Annotated in this window: 17 protein-coding genes and 2 pseudogenes; 8 read left to right on the top strand and 11 right to left on the bottom strand. The window is 31.5% G+C overall.

The genetic code is table 11. The features are described from left to right. Nucleotides 1-121 precede the first annotated feature (121 nt). Nucleotides 122-922, bottom strand: coding sequence for a hypothetical protein (locus Q0K76_RS05155; protein ID WP_294612423.1), 801 nt, complete (start codon nucleotides 920-922; stop codon nucleotides 122-124). Between the two features lie 624 nt (nucleotides 923-1,546). Here Q0K76_RS05155 and Q0K76_RS05150 point away from each other — a divergent pair. Next, nucleotides 1,547-3,460, top strand: coding sequence for an enterotoxin (locus Q0K76_RS05150; protein ID WP_294612421.1), 1,914 nt, complete (start codon nucleotides 1,547-1,549; stop codon nucleotides 3,458-3,460). Between the two features lie 159 nt (nucleotides 3,461-3,619). Here the strand turns inward: Q0K76_RS05150 and Q0K76_RS05145 are convergent, their stop codons facing one another. The 5 genes from Q0K76_RS05145 to Q0K76_RS05125 form a co-directional block, all read right to left on the bottom strand. Next, nucleotides 3,620-3,922, bottom strand: a complete 303-nt coding sequence (locus Q0K76_RS05145) for a hypothetical protein (RefSeq protein ID WP_294612418.1) — start codon at nucleotides 3,920-3,922, stop codon at nucleotides 3,620-3,622. 410 nt (nucleotides 3,923-4,332) lie between these two features. Continuing rightward, nucleotides 4,333-4,545, bottom strand: coding sequence for a hypothetical protein (locus Q0K76_RS05140; RefSeq protein WP_294612415.1), 213 nt, complete (start codon nucleotides 4,543-4,545; stop codon nucleotides 4,333-4,335). Nucleotides 4,546-4,765: 220 nt separating this feature from the next. Further along, nucleotides 4,766-5,062 carry a DUF6694 family lipoprotein gene (locus Q0K76_RS05135; RefSeq protein WP_294612413.1) on the bottom strand — a complete coding sequence of 99 codons (297 nt, stop codon included), beginning with the start codon at nucleotides 5,060-5,062 and terminating at the stop codon, nucleotides 4,766-4,768. Between the two features lie 642 nt (nucleotides 5,063-5,704). Further along, on the bottom strand, nucleotides 5,705-6,016 hold the full coding sequence (locus Q0K76_RS05130; protein WP_294612410.1) for a DUF6694 family lipoprotein: 312 nt from the start codon (nucleotides 6,014-6,016) through the stop codon (nucleotides 5,705-5,707). 648 nt (nucleotides 6,017-6,664) lie between these two features. Beyond that, nucleotides 6,665-7,003 carry a PTS lactose/cellobiose transporter subunit IIA gene (locus Q0K76_RS05125; protein WP_294612407.1) on the bottom strand — a complete coding sequence of 113 codons (339 nt, stop codon included), beginning with the start codon at nucleotides 7,001-7,003 and terminating at the stop codon, nucleotides 6,665-6,667. Between the two features lie 161 nt (nucleotides 7,004-7,164). On the opposite strand from Q0K76_RS05125, the gene Q0K76_RS05120 reads away from it, so the two are divergent. From Q0K76_RS05120 to Q0K76_RS13015, 5 genes and pseudogenes are all read left to right on the top strand, one after another. Continuing rightward, nucleotides 7,165-8,475, top strand: a complete 1,311-nt coding sequence (locus tag Q0K76_RS05120; protein WP_294612404.1) for a PTS transporter subunit EIIC — start codon at nucleotides 7,165-7,167, stop codon at nucleotides 8,473-8,475. Nucleotides 8,476-8,496: 21 nt separating this feature from the next. After that, entirely contained in the window at nucleotides 8,497-9,924 is a 1,428-nt protein-coding gene (locus tag Q0K76_RS05115; RefSeq protein ID WP_294612401.1) for a glycoside hydrolase family 1 protein, read from the top strand. Nucleotides 9,925-9,934: 10 nt separating this feature from the next. Next, on the top strand, nucleotides 9,935-10,255 hold the full coding sequence (locus Q0K76_RS05110) for a PTS sugar transporter subunit IIB (protein WP_294612399.1): 321 nt from the start codon (nucleotides 9,935-9,937) through the stop codon (nucleotides 10,253-10,255). Nucleotides 10,256-10,328: 73 nt separating this feature from the next. Further along, complete coding sequence (locus Q0K76_RS05105; RefSeq protein WP_294612397.1) at nucleotides 10,329-11,081, top strand: FCD domain-containing protein; 753 nt, start codon at nucleotides 10,329-10,331, stop codon at nucleotides 11,079-11,081. A gap of 380 nt (nucleotides 11,082-11,461) precedes the next feature. After that, nucleotides 11,462-11,677, top strand: a pseudogene (locus tag Q0K76_RS13015) (DNA-binding protein); the annotation flags it as partial. A gap of 142 nt (nucleotides 11,678-11,819) precedes the next feature. Here the strand turns inward: Q0K76_RS13015 and Q0K76_RS05100 are convergent. From Q0K76_RS05100 to Q0K76_RS05085, 5 genes and pseudogenes are all read right to left on the bottom strand, one after another. Next, the gene (locus Q0K76_RS05100) at nucleotides 11,820-13,301 is read right to left on the bottom strand and encodes a hypothetical protein (RefSeq protein ID WP_294612395.1); all 1,482 of its coding nucleotides are present in this window, start codon (nucleotides 13,299-13,301) and stop codon (nucleotides 11,820-11,822) included. Next, nucleotides 13,255-15,078 carry an SIR2 family protein gene (locus tag Q0K76_RS05095; RefSeq protein ID WP_294612393.1) on the bottom strand — a complete coding sequence of 608 codons (1,824 nt, stop codon included), beginning with the start codon at nucleotides 15,076-15,078 and terminating at the stop codon, nucleotides 13,255-13,257. The genes Q0K76_RS05100 and Q0K76_RS05095 overlap by 47 nt, the downstream gene beginning before the upstream one ends. Nucleotides 15,079-15,152: 74 nt before the next feature. After that, on the bottom strand, nucleotides 15,153-15,848 hold the full coding sequence (locus Q0K76_RS05090; RefSeq protein ID WP_294612390.1) for a JAB domain-containing protein: 696 nt from the start codon (nucleotides 15,846-15,848) through the stop codon (nucleotides 15,153-15,155). A 293-nt stretch (nucleotides 15,849-16,141) separates the two neighbouring features. Next, a pseudogene (locus Q0K76_RS13010) lies at nucleotides 16,142-16,263 on the bottom strand (TPM domain-containing protein); the annotation flags it as partial. A 608-nt stretch (nucleotides 16,264-16,871) separates the two neighbouring features. Next, a complete protein-coding gene (locus Q0K76_RS05085; RefSeq protein ID WP_294612387.1) occupies nucleotides 16,872-17,777 on the bottom strand; it encodes a DMT family transporter in 906 nt (301 codons plus the stop codon). Nucleotides 17,778-18,046: 269 nt separating this feature from the next. Here Q0K76_RS05085 and Q0K76_RS05080 point away from each other — a divergent pair, with 269 nt between their 5' ends. After that, nucleotides 18,047-18,937, top strand: a complete 891-nt coding sequence (locus Q0K76_RS05080) for a LysR family transcriptional regulator (RefSeq protein ID WP_294612385.1) — start codon at nucleotides 18,047-18,049, stop codon at nucleotides 18,935-18,937. A 166-nt stretch (nucleotides 18,938-19,103) separates the two neighbouring features. After that, nucleotides 19,104-19,901 carry a hypothetical protein gene (locus tag Q0K76_RS05075; RefSeq protein WP_294612383.1) on the top strand — a complete coding sequence of 266 codons (798 nt, stop codon included), beginning with the start codon at nucleotides 19,104-19,106 and terminating at the stop codon, nucleotides 19,899-19,901. Nucleotides 19,902-20,141: the final 240 nt, after the last annotated feature.

The following is a 20,141-nucleotide window of genomic DNA, read 5'->3' as shown; positions in this document are numbered from 1 at the left end:
GGAGATTAACCAACCAATTAAATTTTAAATATAGGTCTAAATTAAAATAGTATAGCGAAAACTAGATAAAATTCTCAGTGCTAAACGCAAAATGCGATATTTGAAATATACAATTTGAAAGTTATTCTTTAACTGAATAATACTTTATTGCTAATTTATTTTTATCTTCCGCTGAAATGGGTAATTCATTAAAAGAACGATAATCCAACATCTCATCATCAACATAAAGATTATGTCTATCTTTAGCTAAATAAATGAAAGGATATGCTTGTTCATTACTTTTTATTTTTACTATCGAGAATGTTAGTGTATCAATATCCGGAAGAATATAGAAATAACCGCCATCTAATGTAGATTTTAAGTAATAAACGTGATTTTTATCTTTTGAATAATTTGAATGATCAAAATGTTGATAACTGTCAACATCGATCACTTTTGATAATTCTTGATCTTTACCTTGATACCAGATTTTCGATAAATAATTATATTTAGGGCAATCTATATTGGTACTATCAATCATACGAATAAGAAGTTTTCCATCATTATCTGAATATAAATTACCATGAATCAATTGATATTCTTCTTGCAAACAAGGGATGCTATTAACCACAGTGAACGAATTATTTATCAGATAATAAGAATTTTTTTTATCCTGAGAATAACGCGTTACCCCTAAATTATGATAAGTTTCTTTATCCAAAATTTTGTTAATCGGTAGTTTGGTATTATTTACAACAACCTCAGAAATATAAGTTTGCTCATTATCATCATTAAATGATGATATATACAAATATTCATTATTATCTTCATATAGATTTTCTCTTATATGAATATATTCTTTTGTTGCAGATAAGCATACCGCAGTTGGGAAAATTGCTAATACAAAAAAGATAAAAAGCATAGCAGTTAATTTATTTTTCATTGAACTGACCAAGTAAATGTTACATTAAAACTCTAATCTTCGATAAACAAAGCTACTTAAAATTACTATATAGGCATATTTTAGTCCACTTGTCGGAACAACACTATCCCGGGTTCTAATAGGTAACGATATCACTAATGGTTTTGTCAAAAAATAAAGATATATAACAATTATCAGTATCAGCTGGTGATATCTATTCACCTTTTTATCTATAATTCATCAAGTAAATAAACATTAATTCTTACATGATAACCTGCTTGCCAAGTGTTTCATTCTGAATTTACCAGGATAATTGATCACTATGGCTTGTTTTAAATTTTGATATTGTGAGCTTCATCACATTACATAATAAAAGTAATAAAGATACAATCTGAATAAAATGCTTCCGTTTTAATTACTATTTCTTTCCCTAACCGTAAGTTAATTAAATTAAATTTAGAAAATTTGCTACTTATATTGTTATGTTTAATATTTCATTTTGTTACAAACGAAAGTATTTTATGACCAATTTTAACAATATACAAACTGCTACCATGATCACAATTTGATTGTTTAACCTTACTTATACTATTTACCTAATTAGTTAATCTTTTCGTTAAGTTTTTTATCAAAAGTGAGGTAATAATGAAAAAATATATGAAAAATTGGATAACCGTCGGAATAATATCCTCTCTGTGTCTGCCTGTATATTCTGTTTGGGCTAAGGATTATCAACTGGCTGGGCAAAATGCCATAATTAAAATATCAGATAATAACGATCAAACAAGTATTACTTCCTTAGATTTTATTAATGCCAAAAATAATGATCTAATCAAGGTTAACACATTATTTGAAATCACACTGAGCTCAGGTAAAAAATTGACTGATAAAGATTTGCGATTAGAAAATTTAAAACAAAAGGATAATAATATTACGTTAACTTATAGTGGTGAGAATATCACTATTCAAACAGTGTTTGATTTAAATGATCGTAATCATTTTGCTAGTTTCGAACTACAAATCACCCCTAAAAGCAAACCACTTTCAATGACGGCTATTTCGTTGATGCCATTTCATTCACAGGCGCCATTTGTTTATGGTTCTATCGTCAGTTCACCCATAATTAGTGATACGTTCTTTATTATTCCCGAAAATCCGTTAACTAATACTGTTGCTTATGAAGGTGGCGTAACACAGAAAATTCCTCAAGCCATTCCATTACAACCTAACCATACTTTGACATACAAAACTTATATTGGTACCTATGAAAATGGGCAGCTAAGGCGAAATGTGAATGAATTCCTCGACGCTGTTCGAGATCGTCCATATAGCCCTTATCTTCATTATAACTCTTGGTTAGATATTGGCTTTTTCAATCCTTATACTGAAAAAGAAGCCTTATTGCGCATTGATCAGTATGGAAAAGAATTGGTTGAAAAACGCAACGTTAAATTAAATGGTTATCTTTTTGATGATGGCTGGGATAATTTAAAAGGAAATTGGGGATTTAGTGAGAACTTCCCTGATGAGTTTAATAAGCTTAAAGTGGCTTCTGAAAAATATCATGCAGCTTTAGGTATTTGGCTATCACCATGGGGTGGATACAATAAACCACGCGATAAACGCGTTGCGAATGCTCCTCAACTTGGTTATGAAACTATGGATGGCAAATTAGCTTTATCAGGGCCTAATTATTATACCAATTTTCATAAACGCATACTGGAATTGATTAATAACCAGAATATTACTATGTTTAAGTTAGATGGTACTGGCAATGCGGATAAAGTCATTGCTGGAAGTCAGTTTACCAGCGATTTTGATGCAGCGATTCATCTAATGCGTGATATGCGAGCAGCTAACAGTAACCTTTATATTAATTTAACAACCGGCACACAAGCTACACCTTCTTGGTTATTTTATGCTGATTCAATATGGCGAGGTGGGGATGATGTGAATTACTATGGTCTGGGTAGTAAAGTTCAGCAATGGTTAACTTATCGTGATGCCGAAACTTACCGCTCAATTGTATTGAAAGGACCATTGTTTCCATTAAATTCATTAATGCTCCATGGTATTGTGTATGCAAAACAAGCTAAAAATCTTGAACAAGAAAGTGAAGATGATTTTGCTGATCAAGTTTGGAGTTACTTTGCAACTGGTACCCAACTTCAAGAAATGTATATCACACCAGAACTACTTTCTACTCAAAATTGGGACACGTTAGCTACGGCGGCGAATTGGGCTAAAGATAATCAAAAAGTATTGTTTGACTCTCACTGGATTGGTAAAGATCCAACTAAATTAGGGGTATACGGTTGGGCTGGTTGGACTAAAGATAAATCAATTATCACGTTGCGTAATCCGTCAGATAAAGAACAAGTTTATTATCTTGATCTTCAAAATGATTTAGAATTACCAACTAATGCAATACAAAGTTATAAAATCAATATTGATTATGCGAGTAAATTACATGCTGAAAAACCATCTTCTATTAATAAAACAGCTATGATTACCTTGCAACCACTTGAGACTGTAGTTATGTCTTTAACTCCTCAATAATAAAATTGATCTGTCTTGCCCCATTTGGGGTAAGACCTTTTTCCTTTTAATATTTAAACTTCGATATTTGATCTATAATTATTAAATCAATCTAACTAAAGCTTATATGATACATAACAATTATCAGTATCAGCTGGTGATATTTATTATCTTTTCTAGTTAAAGTTCATCAGGAAAATAGATATTAATTTCCACATAATAATCTGTTCTCCAAATGTTTTCTTCTGGTTTTACTGGGACAATATCGGTTTTAACTCCAACACTGAACTTTACCCCTTCTTCTAATGGAATATTTATCTTACTTTCATTCGAATAAAGGTAATCAATTCCTGTTGGGTTACTGAATAAATCACGATTTAATATAGCTAGAGACCATTTTTGTACTTTTCCAAAATTAATCCCATTGACTTCAAAATGTAATTTTAAAGGATAATCCATTGTATCTGTAAATTGGCAATCCATAAACATAAATCCGGATTCATATTTCAAATTTAATTTATCTATGTATTTATAACATAAGTCAGATTGCTCTTTTATAAATAAAATTCGTTGTTCTCGATTTAGTTTATTTACCTTATTAGTTTCATATTGGACATTACAACAATGCATAAGAGAATTAATAAAAATTTGATATTAACCATATGATTATAAATTAGTATTTAAAATGTGAATTATACAATTATTTGGCTGCGATTAGGGTTAGCGAGCTAATAAATATGCCATTTTTAGGTTACAATTTGTATATTTTGTCTTTTCAGATGTCAAATTCATCTTTCTGCTTAATTATTGAGAATTTTCAAGTTTTAGCTAGTTATTTTTAAATGGACTATTACTATTTTAAATCTTGATTATATTGCAATTTATAGAATTGTTCAGTTATTGATTAACTCTCTTTTCAGTACTTTTATAAGCCAAATAGCACATAACAATATTAACCATAAGAATAAACCACAAAAAGCGCCAAAAACCGCATAAACAACACCATAGGGAAAAAGAATATGAATAACTATATCGTAATTTAAATTCACTACAGGCTCAAAATTATCATCTAATGAGTCGATGGGACCAAACTCAAGAAATGACATAATTAAACCAGCTACTAATCCAATAATAATTAACAAATACTTAACTAATTTCACTATGTTTGTTTACTACTCTACTATTTATTTTGGTATTTATATTATTTAACCTTTTTGGTTTTATCATATTATTGGTGAGATAATATAGTGAATAATAACAACCACCCGAAAGTGGTTGTTAATGTTTAAATTGTTTCAGATTTTTAGTTATTTTAATCACTCCAATTTAGTCGAAGAGATTATTTTTGTTAGCCATTTCGATTACTTCAGCCCCCGTTTTACCATCTAATTTCTTTTTAAGAACTTCCTGAAGTTTATCATCATCACCTTGACTTTTTAAAGTCGCTGCTATAGTAATTTTAGCGAAAGCTTGCTGAAATGCTTTTTGGTCTTCTGCACTTAAACTTTTAGAAATTTCTTGCATAGAATTTTTCAAAGACTCAGGGCTACTTCCATCTAATTTCTTTTCACCACAGGCGGTTAATAGTGTGAGTGATATTAAAATAATAATTAGTTTCTTCATTTTTATCTTCCTTTCAACGTTTTGAGTTTGTTGTATTAATATAATTAAGATGAATAAAGTAAATTTATTCCTTTTTGCGATCGTAAGTTATTGCTACTTACAATTTATTAAATTCAATTTAAACATCATAATGGTTTTCTCTAATAAGTGTAATCTTAAATTTATCGTAAGTTAAATAATCAATACTTCTTGAGGCTTTTACATGAGTAACTAGATAGGATTGAGTTATTTGAGGTTTTTCATAAAAAAGAATTAAACTTATTTTTTTCACATCCAAGTAAAAACAGAACGATAATACCAACCAATATAATTTTCTTAATCTAATTTTCATATAATTAAGTGAACTAATAGTACAAAATTTAATAAATTAGGACAATAAAAACTTTTGCTAAGTTAGCAGGTTAAACCCCAAAATGTGCCGCTTAGAACTAAAATAATTAAGAAACTTACCAGTATTGGGTAGTTTATTATCAACTTTTTGGAGTATTAGCTTTTATTTTTAGTTAAGATCCTATTAGCATCGGTTTATAAGTAATTCCCATATTAACCATTAATACTATACAATAAAAAAACCACCTGAAGGTGGTTGCTAATGTGTTAACGATTAAATTGTTTTTGATGTTTAGTTATTTTAATCACTCTTTAATTTTCCCAACTTATTTGAGGATTATTTTCTTTTTCAGCAATTTCGATTACTTCAGCTACCGTTTTACCATTAAATTTCTCTTTAAAAATTTCCTCAAATTTAACATTATCACCTTGAGTTTTTAAAGCCGTTACCATAGTAATTTTAACAATAGCTTGCTGGAAGGCTATTTGGTCTGCTTCATTTAAACTTTTACTGATTTCTTCCACAGATTTTTTAAAAGATTCGGTAGTACTTGCGTCTATTTTTTTTTCACCACAGGCAGTTAATAACATAACTGATATTAAAATAATAATTAGTTTCTTCATTTTATTTTCCTTTCAACGTATCGAGATTATTGTAGTAATATAATTAAGATGGATAAAGTTAATTTATTTTTTTCGATCGCAAGTTATTGCTACTTGGAATTTATTAAATTCAATTTTAACATCACAATGGCTTTCTCTAATAAGAGTAATCTTATATTTATCGTAAATTAAATAACCAATACATCTTGTGGTTTTTATATGAGTAACTCGATAGGATTGAGTTATTTGAGGTTTTTATAAAAAAGAGTTAAATTAGATGTTTCTGATTTTTCCTGTATTTTTGCAAAAAGCTGACCATCTTTTTTTAAAATTTTATATCTACCTTCTGACCTTGGCGTATATTATCATCAATATCAAGATTATTCATCCACATGTCAGTTTGCTCAAAAAGAACACCGTTTACCCAAGTATCCATTTTATACTTACACTTCCAATCACCATATCTTCGGTCACTTTTTTGCATATTCAAACAAAACATGACTGAATAAACTTAAATTAAAATTCTTTTCATATAATTAAGTGAACTAATAGTACAAAATTTAACAAATTAGGACAATAAAAACTTTTGCTAAGTTATTAGGTTAAACGCCAAAAATGTGCCGCTTAGAACTGAAATAAATTATGTCACAATAGCAATGTTTAATATAATTATTCATCACGGTGATTGGCTATCATTTTATGTAAATATATTATTTCTTTTGCTAAATCTTGGCAAAGCATTGCTGTCATCAAATGATCTTGAGAATGAACCATCAACAGATTTAATGGAACTTTCCCACTACCCTCATCTAGACCAATTAGTTTTGTTTGAATACTGTGGGCTACAATAGAAAATTGTTTCGATTTAGTCATAGCTACTTCAGATTCATCCCATTTTTTTTCACGAGCAAATTTAATTGCAATCATTGCCTGAGATCTTGCCTCTCCTGCATTGATTAATAGTTCCATAATTTCTTCTTGAAATAAAAACTCATTTTCGGTGTTCATTTTTACATCTCCGGTATACCAATAGCGGTGCATTTCTTTATTTTATTATTGTAGTGGAATTCCAATTCCGAAATCTGTGAATAAGATCACGGATTAAATTATCAATAAAGATTATTTTTGGTATATCAAAAATCTTAAACCACAATTGGAGATCGTAAAATATGTCTAGAGGAAACGAAATTATAGACAAACTAGGTCAATTCGCTAATAAATTTAATAGTTTAAGATATATCATGGCGATAAAAGCTGCATTCATTACTCTTATGCCAGTTATTATCGTTGGAGCTTTTTCTGTTCTAATGTCAAATATAATTTTTGATAGGCAAAATGGATTAGCGTATTTTGATATATTTTCAAGTTTAGCTGCGTTAAAACCTATAGCCGGTAATTTAGGTTATGCAACACTAAACTTTCTTACTATCGGGGCTGTTTTCCTTATTGCCAACGAATTAGGAAGAATTAATGGTAACAAAACACTATTCCCCGGGATGCTAGCAATTATCTGTTTTGTGTCTGTTCAACCAACTTTTATAAATGTGATGCTTGATGGTAAAGAATTTCAAGTTACCAATGTATTAGCTCGCCAATTTACTGATACCAAAAGTCTTTTCCTTGGTATGTTTATAGCGATTATCTCGGTAGAAATATATTCAAAATTACTGAAAGTTGACAAATTAAGAGTGAAAATGCCTGACAGTGTGCCATCTAATGTTTCAGCATCTTTTTCAGCCTTAATTCCAGCCATCATTACAACATCATTAATTGCTGCTTTTGGTTTTGCTTTTTACAAATTAACAGGTATGTTTTTATATGATGCAATCTATATGGTTGTTCAAAGACCGTTAGAGTCGGTCATGCAAAGTTTACCTGGATTGTTATTATTAATGTTTGTCGCGCAGATATTTTGGGTAATCGGTATTCATGGCAATCAAATGATAAAACCAATCCGTGAGCCATTATTACTTGGCGCAATAATGGTGAATATGAATGATTTTCAGCAAGGAGTTGAACCAACTAATATTATTACCATGCCATTTTGGGATGTGTATATGAGCATTGGCGGCTCAGGTTGTACCATTGGATTACTCATCGCTATTTTTGCCGCGATTAAACGTAAGGAAATGCGCGAAATAGCTAAACTTTCATTAGGACCGGGAGTCTTTAATATTAATGAACCTGTTATTTTTGGTATGCCAATAATGTTAAATCCTATTTTAGCGATCCCGTTTATCATAACTCCGCTTATTACCGGAACTATTGGTTATATTGCCACAAGTCTAGGTTTTGCTGGTAAAGCAGTGGTAATGATCCCTTGGACTACTCCACCTATTATAAGTGCCTATCTATCAACTGCTGGTTCAATTGGCGCGGTGATAACTCAAATAATCTGTATTATTGTCGCTATTTTTATCTATTTACCTTTTTTAAAAATAGCAGCAAAGCGTTCTGAACTTCAGTCATTAGCTGAATAACTAAATATAAGGAGTAACATGATGAGTGATTTAACGATCAATATCCCACAAAATTTTATTTTAGGAGCCTCATCTTCAGCATGGCAGACTGAAGGTTGGACAGGTAAGAAAGACAATCAAGATTCTTATATTGATATTTGGTATAAAAATGATCGACATGTTTGGTATGAAGGTTATGGCCCAGCGATAGCTACAGATTCAATAAATCGCTATCAAGAAGATGTCGATTTGATGAAAAAAATAGGTTTAACTCATTACCGAACATCAATTAATTGGTCACGATTTTTAACAGACTATGAAAATGCTATCGTCGATGAAGATTATGCTAGCCATTATGATAAATTCATAACTGCAATGTTAGATAGTGGTATTACCCCTATGATTTGTTTGGAACATTATGAATTACCGGCAGAACTATTCAATAAATACGGCGGTTGGGGTTCAAAACATGTGGTAGAACTTTTCACCAAATATGCTCAAAAAGTTTTTGAACGTTATAACCATCTTGTTAAGCGTTGGTTTGTTTTTAATGAACCCATTGTGATTCAAACAAGGGTTTATTTAGATGCCGTGCGTTGGCCTTATGAACAAAATACTAATACATGGATGCAGTGGAATCATAACAAAAATTTGGCTACAGCCAAAGTTGTTCAACTATTCCGTAACAATAATTATCAAGGGACCATTGGTACTATTTTAAATCCAGAAGTAACTTATGCTCGGTCGAATTCAAAAGAAGATCAACAAGCAGCAAAACTCTATGATCTTTTTTATAATCGCGTATTTCTTGATCCGGCGTTTAATGGTGAATATCCTCAAGAGCTTATTGAACTTTTAGCAAAACATCATGTTAAGTGGGATTATTCTGACCAAGAGTTAGAAATTATTAAGCAGTATCGTGTTGATGAGGTTGGTATCAATTTATACTTTCCGCATCGAGTTAAAGCGGCAACAAAAGAGTGGAATAAAAATATGCCATTCCACCCTGCCTATTATTATGAACCGTTCGATTTACCAGGCAAAATAATGAATAAATCTAGGGGCTGGGAGATTTATCCAAAAATTGTTTACGATTTTGCAATGAGGGTTAAACAAGAATATAACAATAAATCATGGTTTATTTGTGAAAATGGTATGGGCATAGAAGATGAAAAACGATTTAAAAATAGTGATGGTATAATTCAGGATGATTATCGAATTGATTTTATTTCAATGCATATTTATTGGGCGCTTAAAGCAATTAATGATGGTGCCAACTGTGGAGGTTATATGCTATGGGCATTCACTGATAACGTTTCACCAATGAATGCATTTAAAAATCGCTATGGTCTAATTGAAATTGATTTGGCACAAAACCGAGCAAGATCTATGAAAAAATCGGCTTTTTGGTTTGAAAAATTAATCAAAACACGACAACTTACAATTAAATTAGATGACCAATATAAATGAGAGGTAAAAAATGAAACAAGTTATTTTTGCATGTGCGGGCGGAATGTCTACGTCATTATTAGTGAATAAAATAAAAAAAGAAACAGCTGAAAGAGGAATTGAATTAGATTTCATCGCAATTAGTGAACAAGTATTATATCAACAACTAAATGCTGATCATGATAACATTATTGCGGTATTATTAGGGCCGCAAATGAGATTTGCTTTAGAAGAATGCAAAAAACAAACCGATAATTATGGAATACCAATTGATATTATCGATCCAGTTGCTTATGGTACAATGAATGCCACTAAAGTTTTGGATCAAATTTTAAAAATGACTCAGAAATAATAAATTATAATCCGTACACTTACCGATGTTATTATTAGTATGTGTACGAATGTAAACTGATAGCGGGTGAATTTTGTCTGAAAATAACATTAATCAAGATTATAAGAAGCAATATCAAGAAATAGCACAGGTATTATTAGAACAAATTAGTTCTGGAGAGTATCCTCTGGGTTCTAAATTACCACCTGAAAGAACTATTGCCGATGCTTATGGCGTTAGTCGAACCATTGTTCGCGAAGCATTGATCGCCTTAGAAGTCAAAGGTTTTATCTCTATAAAACAAAGTTCTGGTGTTTATGTTATTAATAAACCCAATTCATTACAATCACGAATTATGGGGCCATTTGAGTTATTACAAGCTAGTCAGTTATTAGAAACTAATATTGCAGCGTTTGCTTCCCAAATGATTACGATAGCGAATATTGAGACTCTAAAAAGAATACTTGAACAAGAATTACAAGCGACAACTAATAATAAATCTAATAAAGAAAACGATTTACAATTTCACCTTACTATAGCTGAAGCGACTCAAAATCAAATGCTAGTTAATGCTCTTAAAAATTTATGGGAACATAAAAAAAAATCGTTTAATTGGGAACAACTAGCTGAACACACCAATACTAAAGGTTATCGCCTAAAATGGTATGCAGATCACCAGCAAATATTAGCTGCATTATGCCGCCGTGATAGTGAAGGAACTTATAAAGCGATGTGGCAACATATTGAAAATGAAAAAAATGTATTAATGAATATATCAGATAAAACATCGATTGATTTTGACGGCTATATTTTTTCTTCAGTAAATCTACTTGAACATTTTAGTTAAAAATACAATTTATATTAATAGAGATGACTGGACACATAATTTATTGAAATTAGCTATAAATAATTAATAAGACCTTTAATAAAAATAATTAATTAGAAATAGAAAGAGATTTATATCTGGTATGCCTAAATTTAATGATGAGCCTGAACACGTACGTACAGAAATGATTCAACGCACTGAAAAATTAGCTCATTGTTACAGCAAAAATCTTATTGATCCAAGCAAGGCAAGACAATAATTATTTTGTTCTTGGTACCAAAGGTGATAGCCCAAGAGTTATTCATATCTTCAACTCACAAAAACGCTATAAGTGATTAATAACGCCTTAACCATGAAGACACAACAAAATGTCCAGCTGCCATGATGTATAAACCCAATTTAAAACAGCTATTACCTACTGGCGAAACCAAACCAGCGTCACAGGACGAACCGACACTATTGCCCCACATAGTTTAAAGTATGCTTGGGCTCAAGATGCGATACAATACTACAAAGAGCAGGGTTATTCAGACAAAGAAGCCCTTGCCATGACTTCGATGGATTTGGGGCATGGGGATGGCAGGGGGAGGTATATTAAAACTGTTTACAATTTATGAATGAGCTAACTCGGATATTAATTTATCAGTAAGTAATGTGATCTAAACTAAAACGATTCTTAATTCTTTTATATTGAAACTTACTTAATATAAACATCTGAATAAAAATTAAATGTTATCATCGTTATTTTTATTAATTACTTCACATAAATAATCTATATGCGTAAGCATTACTCGGCAAATCAGGGACATTAGCAATAATTTTTGCTAACTGCTGAGAGTACCGAATAGTAACTGGAACAGGATCATAAAGTGCATCATTATTCCAATCCATTTTCGTTAATGCTAGAGCTTCTAACGCACTGAACTGCATCGGACTATCCCCTGTAAAACGTGTTATATTTATTGGGCAAGGAATACTTTTTTTCCCTTGATAATAATCATTTTTTAAAGAAGCACTTGGTGCATTACCGGCAACCCATATTAATGCTGATTTCTCAGTTCTCTGTAAAACAGTTCCTCTAGGAACTGGATACCCATCAGGCTCACTTATCTTTCCACTTTCTTGGCTTTTCTTTAGCCATACTCCACGTAAACCAGGATTACTGGTTACTTGAATACATTCAACCTCTTTAATCGCTGATAGCGCATCAAAAGCTCCATCTAATTCATCTGTTTTAAAAGGAGTAGTTTTATGTATAACTAATCTACGAGGTAGCATCCCACCATTACGAGTTTGATATAAATTTAAACTTCTAGCTAATACAGAACGCATATCATTACGACTTAAGAAAGGATTTCTTCTAGCATCTTCAATATTTTCTACAGGATCACGTGCTTCAAATGCAACAAACTGCATTCCACCACCGTCTGCATCAAACACTTGGGAACAACAGGTGACATAGTGTGTTCCTTGTAAATTATCTTTTAATGCATATGCAAGACCAATATAAGCTGTATTTTCAGGAATTCCTGGTAAGGGGGCTAATTTCCATGGAATACCACCTGCTTTTACATATAAAGCAATTGATAGTCGCCATGCTAAAGATGCTTTGTAATTAAAAGTAAAAGCACGATCATTTATTACTTGTGTTGGTATTCCAGACTGAGCGCTTATAGCTTTAATATAATCATGAGCATCAAAGCTAGGGGTTTTGAGAGCAAACTCCCATATTTTAGGAAGATAAATCAAAACAACATCAAATTGATCTCGAATATTCATTAATTGTTCAATGCTATTTTTTATTGCCTGCATTAACTTTACTGAAGGGTTACCATTATATAAAAAATTATTGAGATCATTAGGCCATTTAATATGTGCGAGTTTTGTTTGGGACGCAACCAAGGGGATACCAAATAATTTTTCAAATCCATTAAATTCTGAGACATATTCTTTACGATCATTCGGATAATGAGGTGTTCGTAGTGTATTAACTAATTCTTTAATTTTAGAACCCCCATTTTCTGGAATTATTGTGGCAATTCGCACTGCGGTTGTATATTTTTGAAAACTTTCTTTATTATAAGCTCCAAATTTATTAAGCCCACGTAACGGATTCACATCAAGAAAAGAATCATCGGGATTAAATGTTAATTGGGGTTCATCTAAAAGTAGAAATGGAGGTAGCTTTGAATTTTTATAATCCATATTGCTTTTCTCCTCGATGAAAGTAGTGATGGTCATGACTAGGTCGACTCCATGCTGTTATTGAAGATATTTGAAATACAGCATCTTGTCCTTCATCACTATTAATATTAAATGTTTCTAACCTGCCGCCATTATCCCCAGATAAAATATTTGCCCACGCTGTAATGATTTTTGCCCATTTAGAATTATATCTTTTTGCCCATAACTCTCTACGCCAATCAGTTATTATACTTCGAATTTGCTTATCATCACCTATTTGATCCGCTACGAAAGTTGTAGGTTCAAAACAGCACCACCATTTATCGAGGAAATTCTCCAACTTAATTTGAACACCTTCATTATAGTTTATATTACATTTAGAGATACTACCAAATAGAGGGGCTGAATATGCAGCCTTAAGTTGGGACAACTTGAGAGTATTATGTTCCCCTCCCTTAATTTCACTACTTTTTACTAAAATTAAATGCCCACTACGACGCATACGTGCAAATAGAGGTTGGTTTCTACACATTGCACGCGTAAGGGCATCATAAATCAATCCTAAAGCCCAACTATCTTTTGCTGCATCTAATTCTATTCTACCTAATAATTTTCCATTAACATCTTTAAAAGCTCTTTCTAACTCTTTATCTGCCCCAAATGCTGCAATTTCCAAACCATTACTAGTTACAATTGCTCTAACCTTTGCTTCTTTGATTAACTCTCTAGCTTGTATTGTTGTCAGTGGCTTATCAATCTTAATATGTCGTGCAAATTTAGGTAATGAAAGAATTGGAATTGTTGAACATTGTAAAACGGGAAAAGAGCGATTTTCCTCATAAATTCTAAAATTATGAGAAGTATTTATTTTTGTTTTAGATTGATAAATATAATCATTAAGCTTTTCTGGAAAATCAATCTGTTCTGCGATATCGGCATTAAGCTCATCAAACGTTTGTGACTTTATAAGTGTTACATTAATCCCTGCATCAATAGCAGTATTAAAAAAAGCTTTTACGGCAGGTAGAAGATTTTTTTCTGAACGAGCTACCCAATATATCCCACCAGGGAATGGGTTAGGTTGAGATATTGCCTCAGTCAATGTATCCATAATTGATTTATCTCTACCACTATAGCCAACAATGATAAAACCAAATCGAGAACAACAAGATGTTAGTATTGTTCTCATTTTACTATCTTGTGTTTGTAATTCTTCGTTTGTATTTTTTAATTGAATAGATTGAAAATCCCCATGCAACTTAGCCAATAACGGCCAACGCGATTCCCTCATGCAATGTACAGCCCTATCGGCGTTATCTATTGCAGCTACGGTTAAATGAGCCCGAAGTGAAGCATCAACCATTTGGTCAGTAACCGTTGCTGTACTTTCAATAAGAGAGTCAAAATTAGTAGTAAAAAGACAAGGTATTTTCTTTGTAGTTATTAGAGATGCTAAAACTTTATGACCAAATGAAGGAGAACCTTTTCTAATAGCATTCTCTATATAAATTCTCCTCAAATCTGGAGTAGGATAAATTTTCTCAAATGCAGCAGCATATTCAAGAGGATCATTAGAAGGAGGTAGCGATGAATGTTTAGATAGATAATAGTTAATTCTTTCGAGCCAAACTGGATCATTAGCATCAACTTCTCGTGGTTTGATACTTGATAACTGACAGAATAATTTTTTTTTAAAGTCAATTATCATATCATAACCAGTCGGTATTCCCGCTGATGCTGATGCCCCAGCTCCCAAAAACCATGCTAGTTGTCTGTCTTTCAAACAGAACTCAGTAGCGAATTGTGATCCTGTTATTTCTCTTATCTCAGACACAGTATTACTTATCCTAATAAAACGCAATATAATTAAAACTTGCGTAATTGTTGTTATTTACTTAAAAAAACAGTTTACTCTCGAACTATGATTTTCTTCTTTAAAATATTTTGGATATCTTTAACCGTTATATTTAAAATTTTTGCTATCTGCTCTATAGGGATCTCTTTGCATTTCAAAAAATGAACTGCTGCAATAATCTGTTGTTCTAACTCTTTAGATTTATCTTTTGCAACTTTTGTCTTATCTTTCTCTAAAGCTAACTTCTCCTTAGCAATCCTCCTTTCTTCTTTCCTAATCTGCTCAATTACCAAATAAGTAGGCACATATTTAAGGCTTTTTTCTAACTCGTCCATTAAACCAGTTGCTCTAAAACTAGAATAATTAACAGGTGAAATAATCAAATGATCAACAAAGGTAATATTTAAAATACGTCCTACTTGAATTAAACGATCCGTTACTTCTTTATCGGCATCAGAAGGCTCTAGTCGTCCAGTAGGATGATTATGAACAGCAATAACGCGGGAAGCATTTTTCATAACAGCGACCCGAAATACATTCATAGGTTCAATATCAACTGATCTATAAGTACCAAGGGCAATCAGCTCAATATAAAGAATGTATCCGGCTTCGTTCATGCCAATCATCCAGAAATGCTCTTTTTCTTGGTCAATTTTATTATCACGTAAAAGGACACGCTGCATGATGCTATATACATCATCAGCGCCTTCAATATAACGTTTATCATTTTTAGCTAATTTGATATCCATTGAACATTAACAGTTAGGGGGAATTAGGGAAAATATAACACAGAATATAATGTATTGTAAGTAAAGGGTATTAAGTAAAAAAGAGGATGTAATCATGCTAATACTTTTCAAGCTTTTGATTTGGTATTGTTAACTTTTATTAATTAGCTATATTTAAGAAAATCACCGTTCGGTAAAAACCAATATTTATTGGGTGAGTTATCTACGCTTTGAATGTCACTTAGAATAAAAAACAAAACGTAGATTGATATCATATCTATGATTTATCAAAGAGATTAAAAATTAAACTCATTGCGAGTGGTTAAATCAGTAAGTGTCCCTTCTAAACCATAACCCACTTCAATGCGGACAGCAGGATCAGCAAGTGCACCAATAACAATACCCCAGCATCAACCTTATAACGCCCCAACCGCCAATGATTAAAAAATTAAAGGGTTTGCTATTTTTTTTGGAAAAATTCATTTTTACAACTAGCACAAGCTATATAACAATTGTAATGCATTAAATTTTTTTCAACAAAAGTTATTAATGGTGATTGATCTATAGGGCAACAACATCTATTTTTTACTATAATGAGCGGGTGTTTATTTAATGGATATTCAGAATTAGTGAATCTGATATCTAGCTTACCTTTTGCACCACAACAACATTCAAAATCAAAATGGCATTTATCGTAAGTCACGTAGCATAAATAAGCAATGGTCTGTTTACAACCGGTGCAATAAACCCAACTGGCATATTCTTTTAATAGAGATACACCATTAAGCTGCTGGTACTGAGGCGGCAAAAAAGCCAGTTAAGGACATCATCAATAAATGTATTTGGTAGGAATCAACCACACTGGCTATAACTAAACAAAAGATCGTCCCAATACAACCAAACAGTACTAATAATCTGGTCGCTACTCTATCTAATTAAAAACTGATTTTAATGACTATTATTACAGATTAAATTCATTAAATACTGTGACCAATTAATCACACTACTTTACAATTAGGCAATCATAACTTTATTAAAGAGATTTTAACGATTTTTTATCATTATCCTATAAGCACCAGTAGTATAAATTACCCCGCCAATCACCAAAACGGCGCCTACTAGTTGTAATACATTTGGGATTAGGCCTGTTATTAGAGCAAGCAACATCGTAAAAACCGGGACTAAATTAAAAAATACTGATGTAGTTGCAGCACCTAGTTCTTTTATGCCAACATTCCAGAATAAATAAGCTAATACCGCGCCGGCTATTGCCAAATAAATAAGAATCATATGATTAGATAGAGAGATATTTTCAATCTCTTTTAATAAGTTACCTTGATATATTGAGAAAAGTAATATACCAATTGAGCCAAATAACATCGTAAAACTGGTGGTTTGTAATGGGGTTGAGTTGGCGATAAATTTGCGACAGCCGACGGTATAAATCGCCCAAGCTAAATTGCCTAATAAGATAATTAAATCTCCACCACTGAATTGTAATTTGATGATATTAGTTATATCGCCATTACTGATCACCAAAACCACACCAATCAAACTAATTAGCATCCCCACCCTTTGTGACCAAGTTACTTGGTGTTTATCTATGATTGAGGCAATTAACGCGGTAGTTACTGGCGAAGTAGCCATAATAAGAGCACCATTAATTGCCGAGGTGGTTTGCAACCCAATAAAGAACGCTAAATTAAACCCTGTAATACCACATAACCCTAGTAAAATAAGTGCCAGCCAATTTAATTTAAATACACTAATATTATTTTTAGCCTTAATAATCATGTAAATAAAAATAACTAAACTCGCAATAATAAAACGTTCAGATGCGGCAACCAGAGGAGGCACTTTTGTGACAACTATTGCTGCAGCGTTAAAATTAGATCCCCAAAAAAAGGTAGATAATGTAACCAGTAACAATGCCATTTGACGATTATTCATTTTAAACTCCATTATTTCTAAAATAAAGCATCTAAGATTATTGAAGCTATCAGTAATTCTTGTTGGAGAATTAATTCAAAATATTGAAATTTCGACAACATCACTATCTTTAGGTGTTTATGATTTTTAGATTTCCGTAACGCTGATATTTGATTCAATGACTCGTTATAATTTGAGTCAACTTAGATGTTTATTAGTAAACTAAATTTAATTTTAAGTTCATTTCATTTATAGTACAATGAACAAAATAACAACATTAAATTTCAAAAATGAAACTATCTTTTGATGATCTCATAATTTTTATTAGCGTAATTAAAGAAGGCAGTATTGTTAAAGCCGCCAAAAAGCTATCAATGCCTTCACCAACTATAAGCAGGCGCTTAACACAATTAGAACAAGCTATTGGTGGCCTTTTGATGTATAGGAGTAGCAGGAAGATCACGCTTACCACATTAGGGCAAATGTATATGGCTAAATTTACCAACTTAGTTGATGAATTCATTGAAACCGCAGAAAATCTAGAGGATTATCACCAAAAACTATGTGGAACCATTAAAGTAACCGCACCAATTAGCTTAACTCATCAATGGTTTGGTAAATGTATTTTTTCATTTAAAAAAGCGTACCCGGACATAAAAATAGATTTAATGGCAACGAATAAATTGGTTGATTTAGCGGATATGAACATTGATATTGCAATTAGAGTTGGCGATCTAGCCGATAGCGATTGGATAGCCAAAAGACTGTTAATATCGAAAAATATATTATGTACCTCTAAAGAATATTTACCACACCTACATGATTGTGCTAATCCTGTTGATTTATTGGATAAAAATTTGATTAATATCAACAATAATCTAATTTGGCCATTAAAGAATACCAATAAAGCCGAATACTACGAAGTTCACGCCAATCCTTGCTTAGTTATGGACGACACCGAACTTATCATAGATGCCGCCAAGGCAGGAATGGGGATCTGTTTTGTCCCATCGCAATTTGTCAAAAATAGCCTGGCTAAAGGTGAACTAGTACAAATTTTGCCGGATTGGATAGGTAATGCCAGATCAATCTATCTCATATTTAAGGACAGAAATTACCTACCTAACCGGGTGAGAGTTTTTAAAGAATACATTGAAAATTATGTTAATAAAAATTTATAGAAATCAAAGGGGGGGCTTTTGATAACCCTATAATTTTGCATAAAAATTTGCCAAAAAAATAATTTGATTTTAAACTCTTCACTACAAAAATTTAAGTAATATCTAATTTAGATTTTTTGATATACATCTATAATTAATAGCATTTTTAAGAAAAGGAAATCAATGTATGACAACTTCATCCTTGGGTATAAAGATTGTTCATCTTACTAAACTAGGACTTGGTCCAAAATTGACAGTTTATATTCTATCTGCATTCGAATTTATATCTCTTATAGCCCTTCACCTAATCCATCTATTACCCTTAGACCAAACTATTGTACTTATTGCTGTTGCGATCATCATCAATTTAATTCTTTATGCGGTATTTGTCTTTTTTGCACGTAAAAATACTGACATACAATTTTATGAAAAAGGTTTAATAATCAAAAAAAGGAAACAATCGGTAAGTTATTTCTATAATCAGGTAAAAAACTTCTATATATTCCCTGATCGACATGGTTTTATTTCTATTCTCATTATCCAAATGGATGATGACCAAACATACTACAGTTCTAATAAATTAGGTGGAGGCAACAAAGAAGCTTGGTTACAAAACTATATAGATGAAGTATTTGAAGAAAAGCTGGCGCTTCTTGCACAAAATCAATCATTAAGTTTTGAATATATAGAAAATAAAAACAATTTACTAAACTATGCAATTGGTCGTAATTATTTAAAAAATTTTGATAATCAGAAAAAAAATATTGTGTTAACTCAAAATAAAATTCAATTTGATAACATAAATTCATGCCATTATTATCAATTACAATCAATTAGTACCAATGATTGGACCAATACTATCACTATAACTGACATTTATGGTAATGAGTTTTTCTCTAATGATTACTCCAGTCTATCTCAATGTTCGCTATTGATTTGTTTAATTAACTATCTGATTGCAGAAGCAAATGAGAAAATTAATTAACATTTATTTAATTACCATAAAAAAGGAATTTTTGCTAACAAGATATTTTTTAGTATCTTGTTAGTTTTATATTTCTAACGGTTTTAACTTATATGAAATTACACAATCTATATTAGGTTAATTGATATATTACTAGATAGATATTTGTAAAGATGTTTCAGGAATACTATACGTTTGAATATTAATAGCACAGGCTGAAAGCTACATTACTTGTTATCATTTTTATATATCAACTTAAAT

It is taken from the genome of uncultured Gilliamella sp. (assembly GCA_945271295.1).
In the GTDB taxonomy this organism is placed as follows: Bacteria; Pseudomonadota; Gammaproteobacteria; order Enterobacterales; family Orbaceae; genus Gilliamella.
Note: the sequence above shows the minus strand (reverse complement) of the source record. Positions and strands in the feature narration are given on the sequence as shown.

What these genes read in the sequence shown, in the direction of transcription:
- Q0K76_RS05120 (WP_294612404.1), top strand. Translation starts at nt 7,165, where the DNA reads ATGTCTAGAGGAAACGAAATTATAGACAAACTAGGTCAATTCGCTAAT.
- Q0K76_RS05155 (WP_294612423.1), bottom strand. Translation starts at nt 922, where the DNA reads ATGAAAAATAAATTAACTGCTATGCTTTTTATCTTTTTTGTATTAGCA.
- Q0K76_RS05080 (WP_294612385.1), top strand. Translation starts at nt 18,047, where the DNA reads ATGAAACTATCTTTTGATGATCTCATAATTTTTATTAGCGTAATTAAA.
- Q0K76_RS05090 (WP_294612390.1), bottom strand. Translation starts at nt 15,848, where the DNA reads ATGGATATCAAATTAGCTAAAAATGATAAACGTTATATTGAAGGCGCT.
- Q0K76_RS05130 (WP_294612410.1), bottom strand. Translation starts at nt 6,016, where the DNA reads ATGAAGAAACTAATTATTATTTTAATATCAGTTATGTTATTAACTGCC.
- Q0K76_RS05100 (WP_294612395.1), bottom strand. Translation starts at nt 13,301, where the DNA reads ATGACCATCACTACTTTCATCGAGGAGAAAAGCAATATGGATTATAAA.
- Q0K76_RS05125 (WP_294612407.1), bottom strand. Translation starts at nt 7,003, where the DNA reads ATGAACACCGAAAATGAGTTTTTATTTCAAGAAGAAATTATGGAACTA.
- Q0K76_RS05145 (WP_294612418.1), bottom strand. Translation starts at nt 3,922, where the DNA reads ATGGATTGCCAATTTACAGATACAATGGATTATCCTTTAAAATTACAT.
- Q0K76_RS05135 (WP_294612413.1), bottom strand. Translation starts at nt 5,062, where the DNA reads ATGAAGAAACTAATTATTATTTTAATATCACTCACACTATTAACCGCC.
- Q0K76_RS05110 (WP_294612399.1), top strand. Translation starts at nt 9,935, where the DNA reads ATGAAACAAGTTATTTTTGCATGTGCGGGCGGAATGTCTACGTCATTA.
- Q0K76_RS05115 (WP_294612401.1), top strand. Translation starts at nt 8,497, where the DNA reads ATGAGTGATTTAACGATCAATATCCCACAAAATTTTATTTTAGGAGCC.
- Q0K76_RS05075 (WP_294612383.1), top strand. Translation starts at nt 19,104, where the DNA reads ATGACAACTTCATCCTTGGGTATAAAGATTGTTCATCTTACTAAACTA.
- Q0K76_RS05085 (WP_294612387.1), bottom strand. Translation starts at nt 17,777, where the DNA reads ATGAATAATCGTCAAATGGCATTGTTACTGGTTACATTATCTACCTTT.
- Q0K76_RS05140 (WP_294612415.1), bottom strand. Translation starts at nt 4,545, where the DNA reads ATGTCATTTCTTGAGTTTGGTCCCATCGACTCATTAGATGATAATTTT.
- Q0K76_RS05150 (WP_294612421.1), top strand. Translation starts at nt 1,547, where the DNA reads ATGAAAAAATATATGAAAAATTGGATAACCGTCGGAATAATATCCTCT.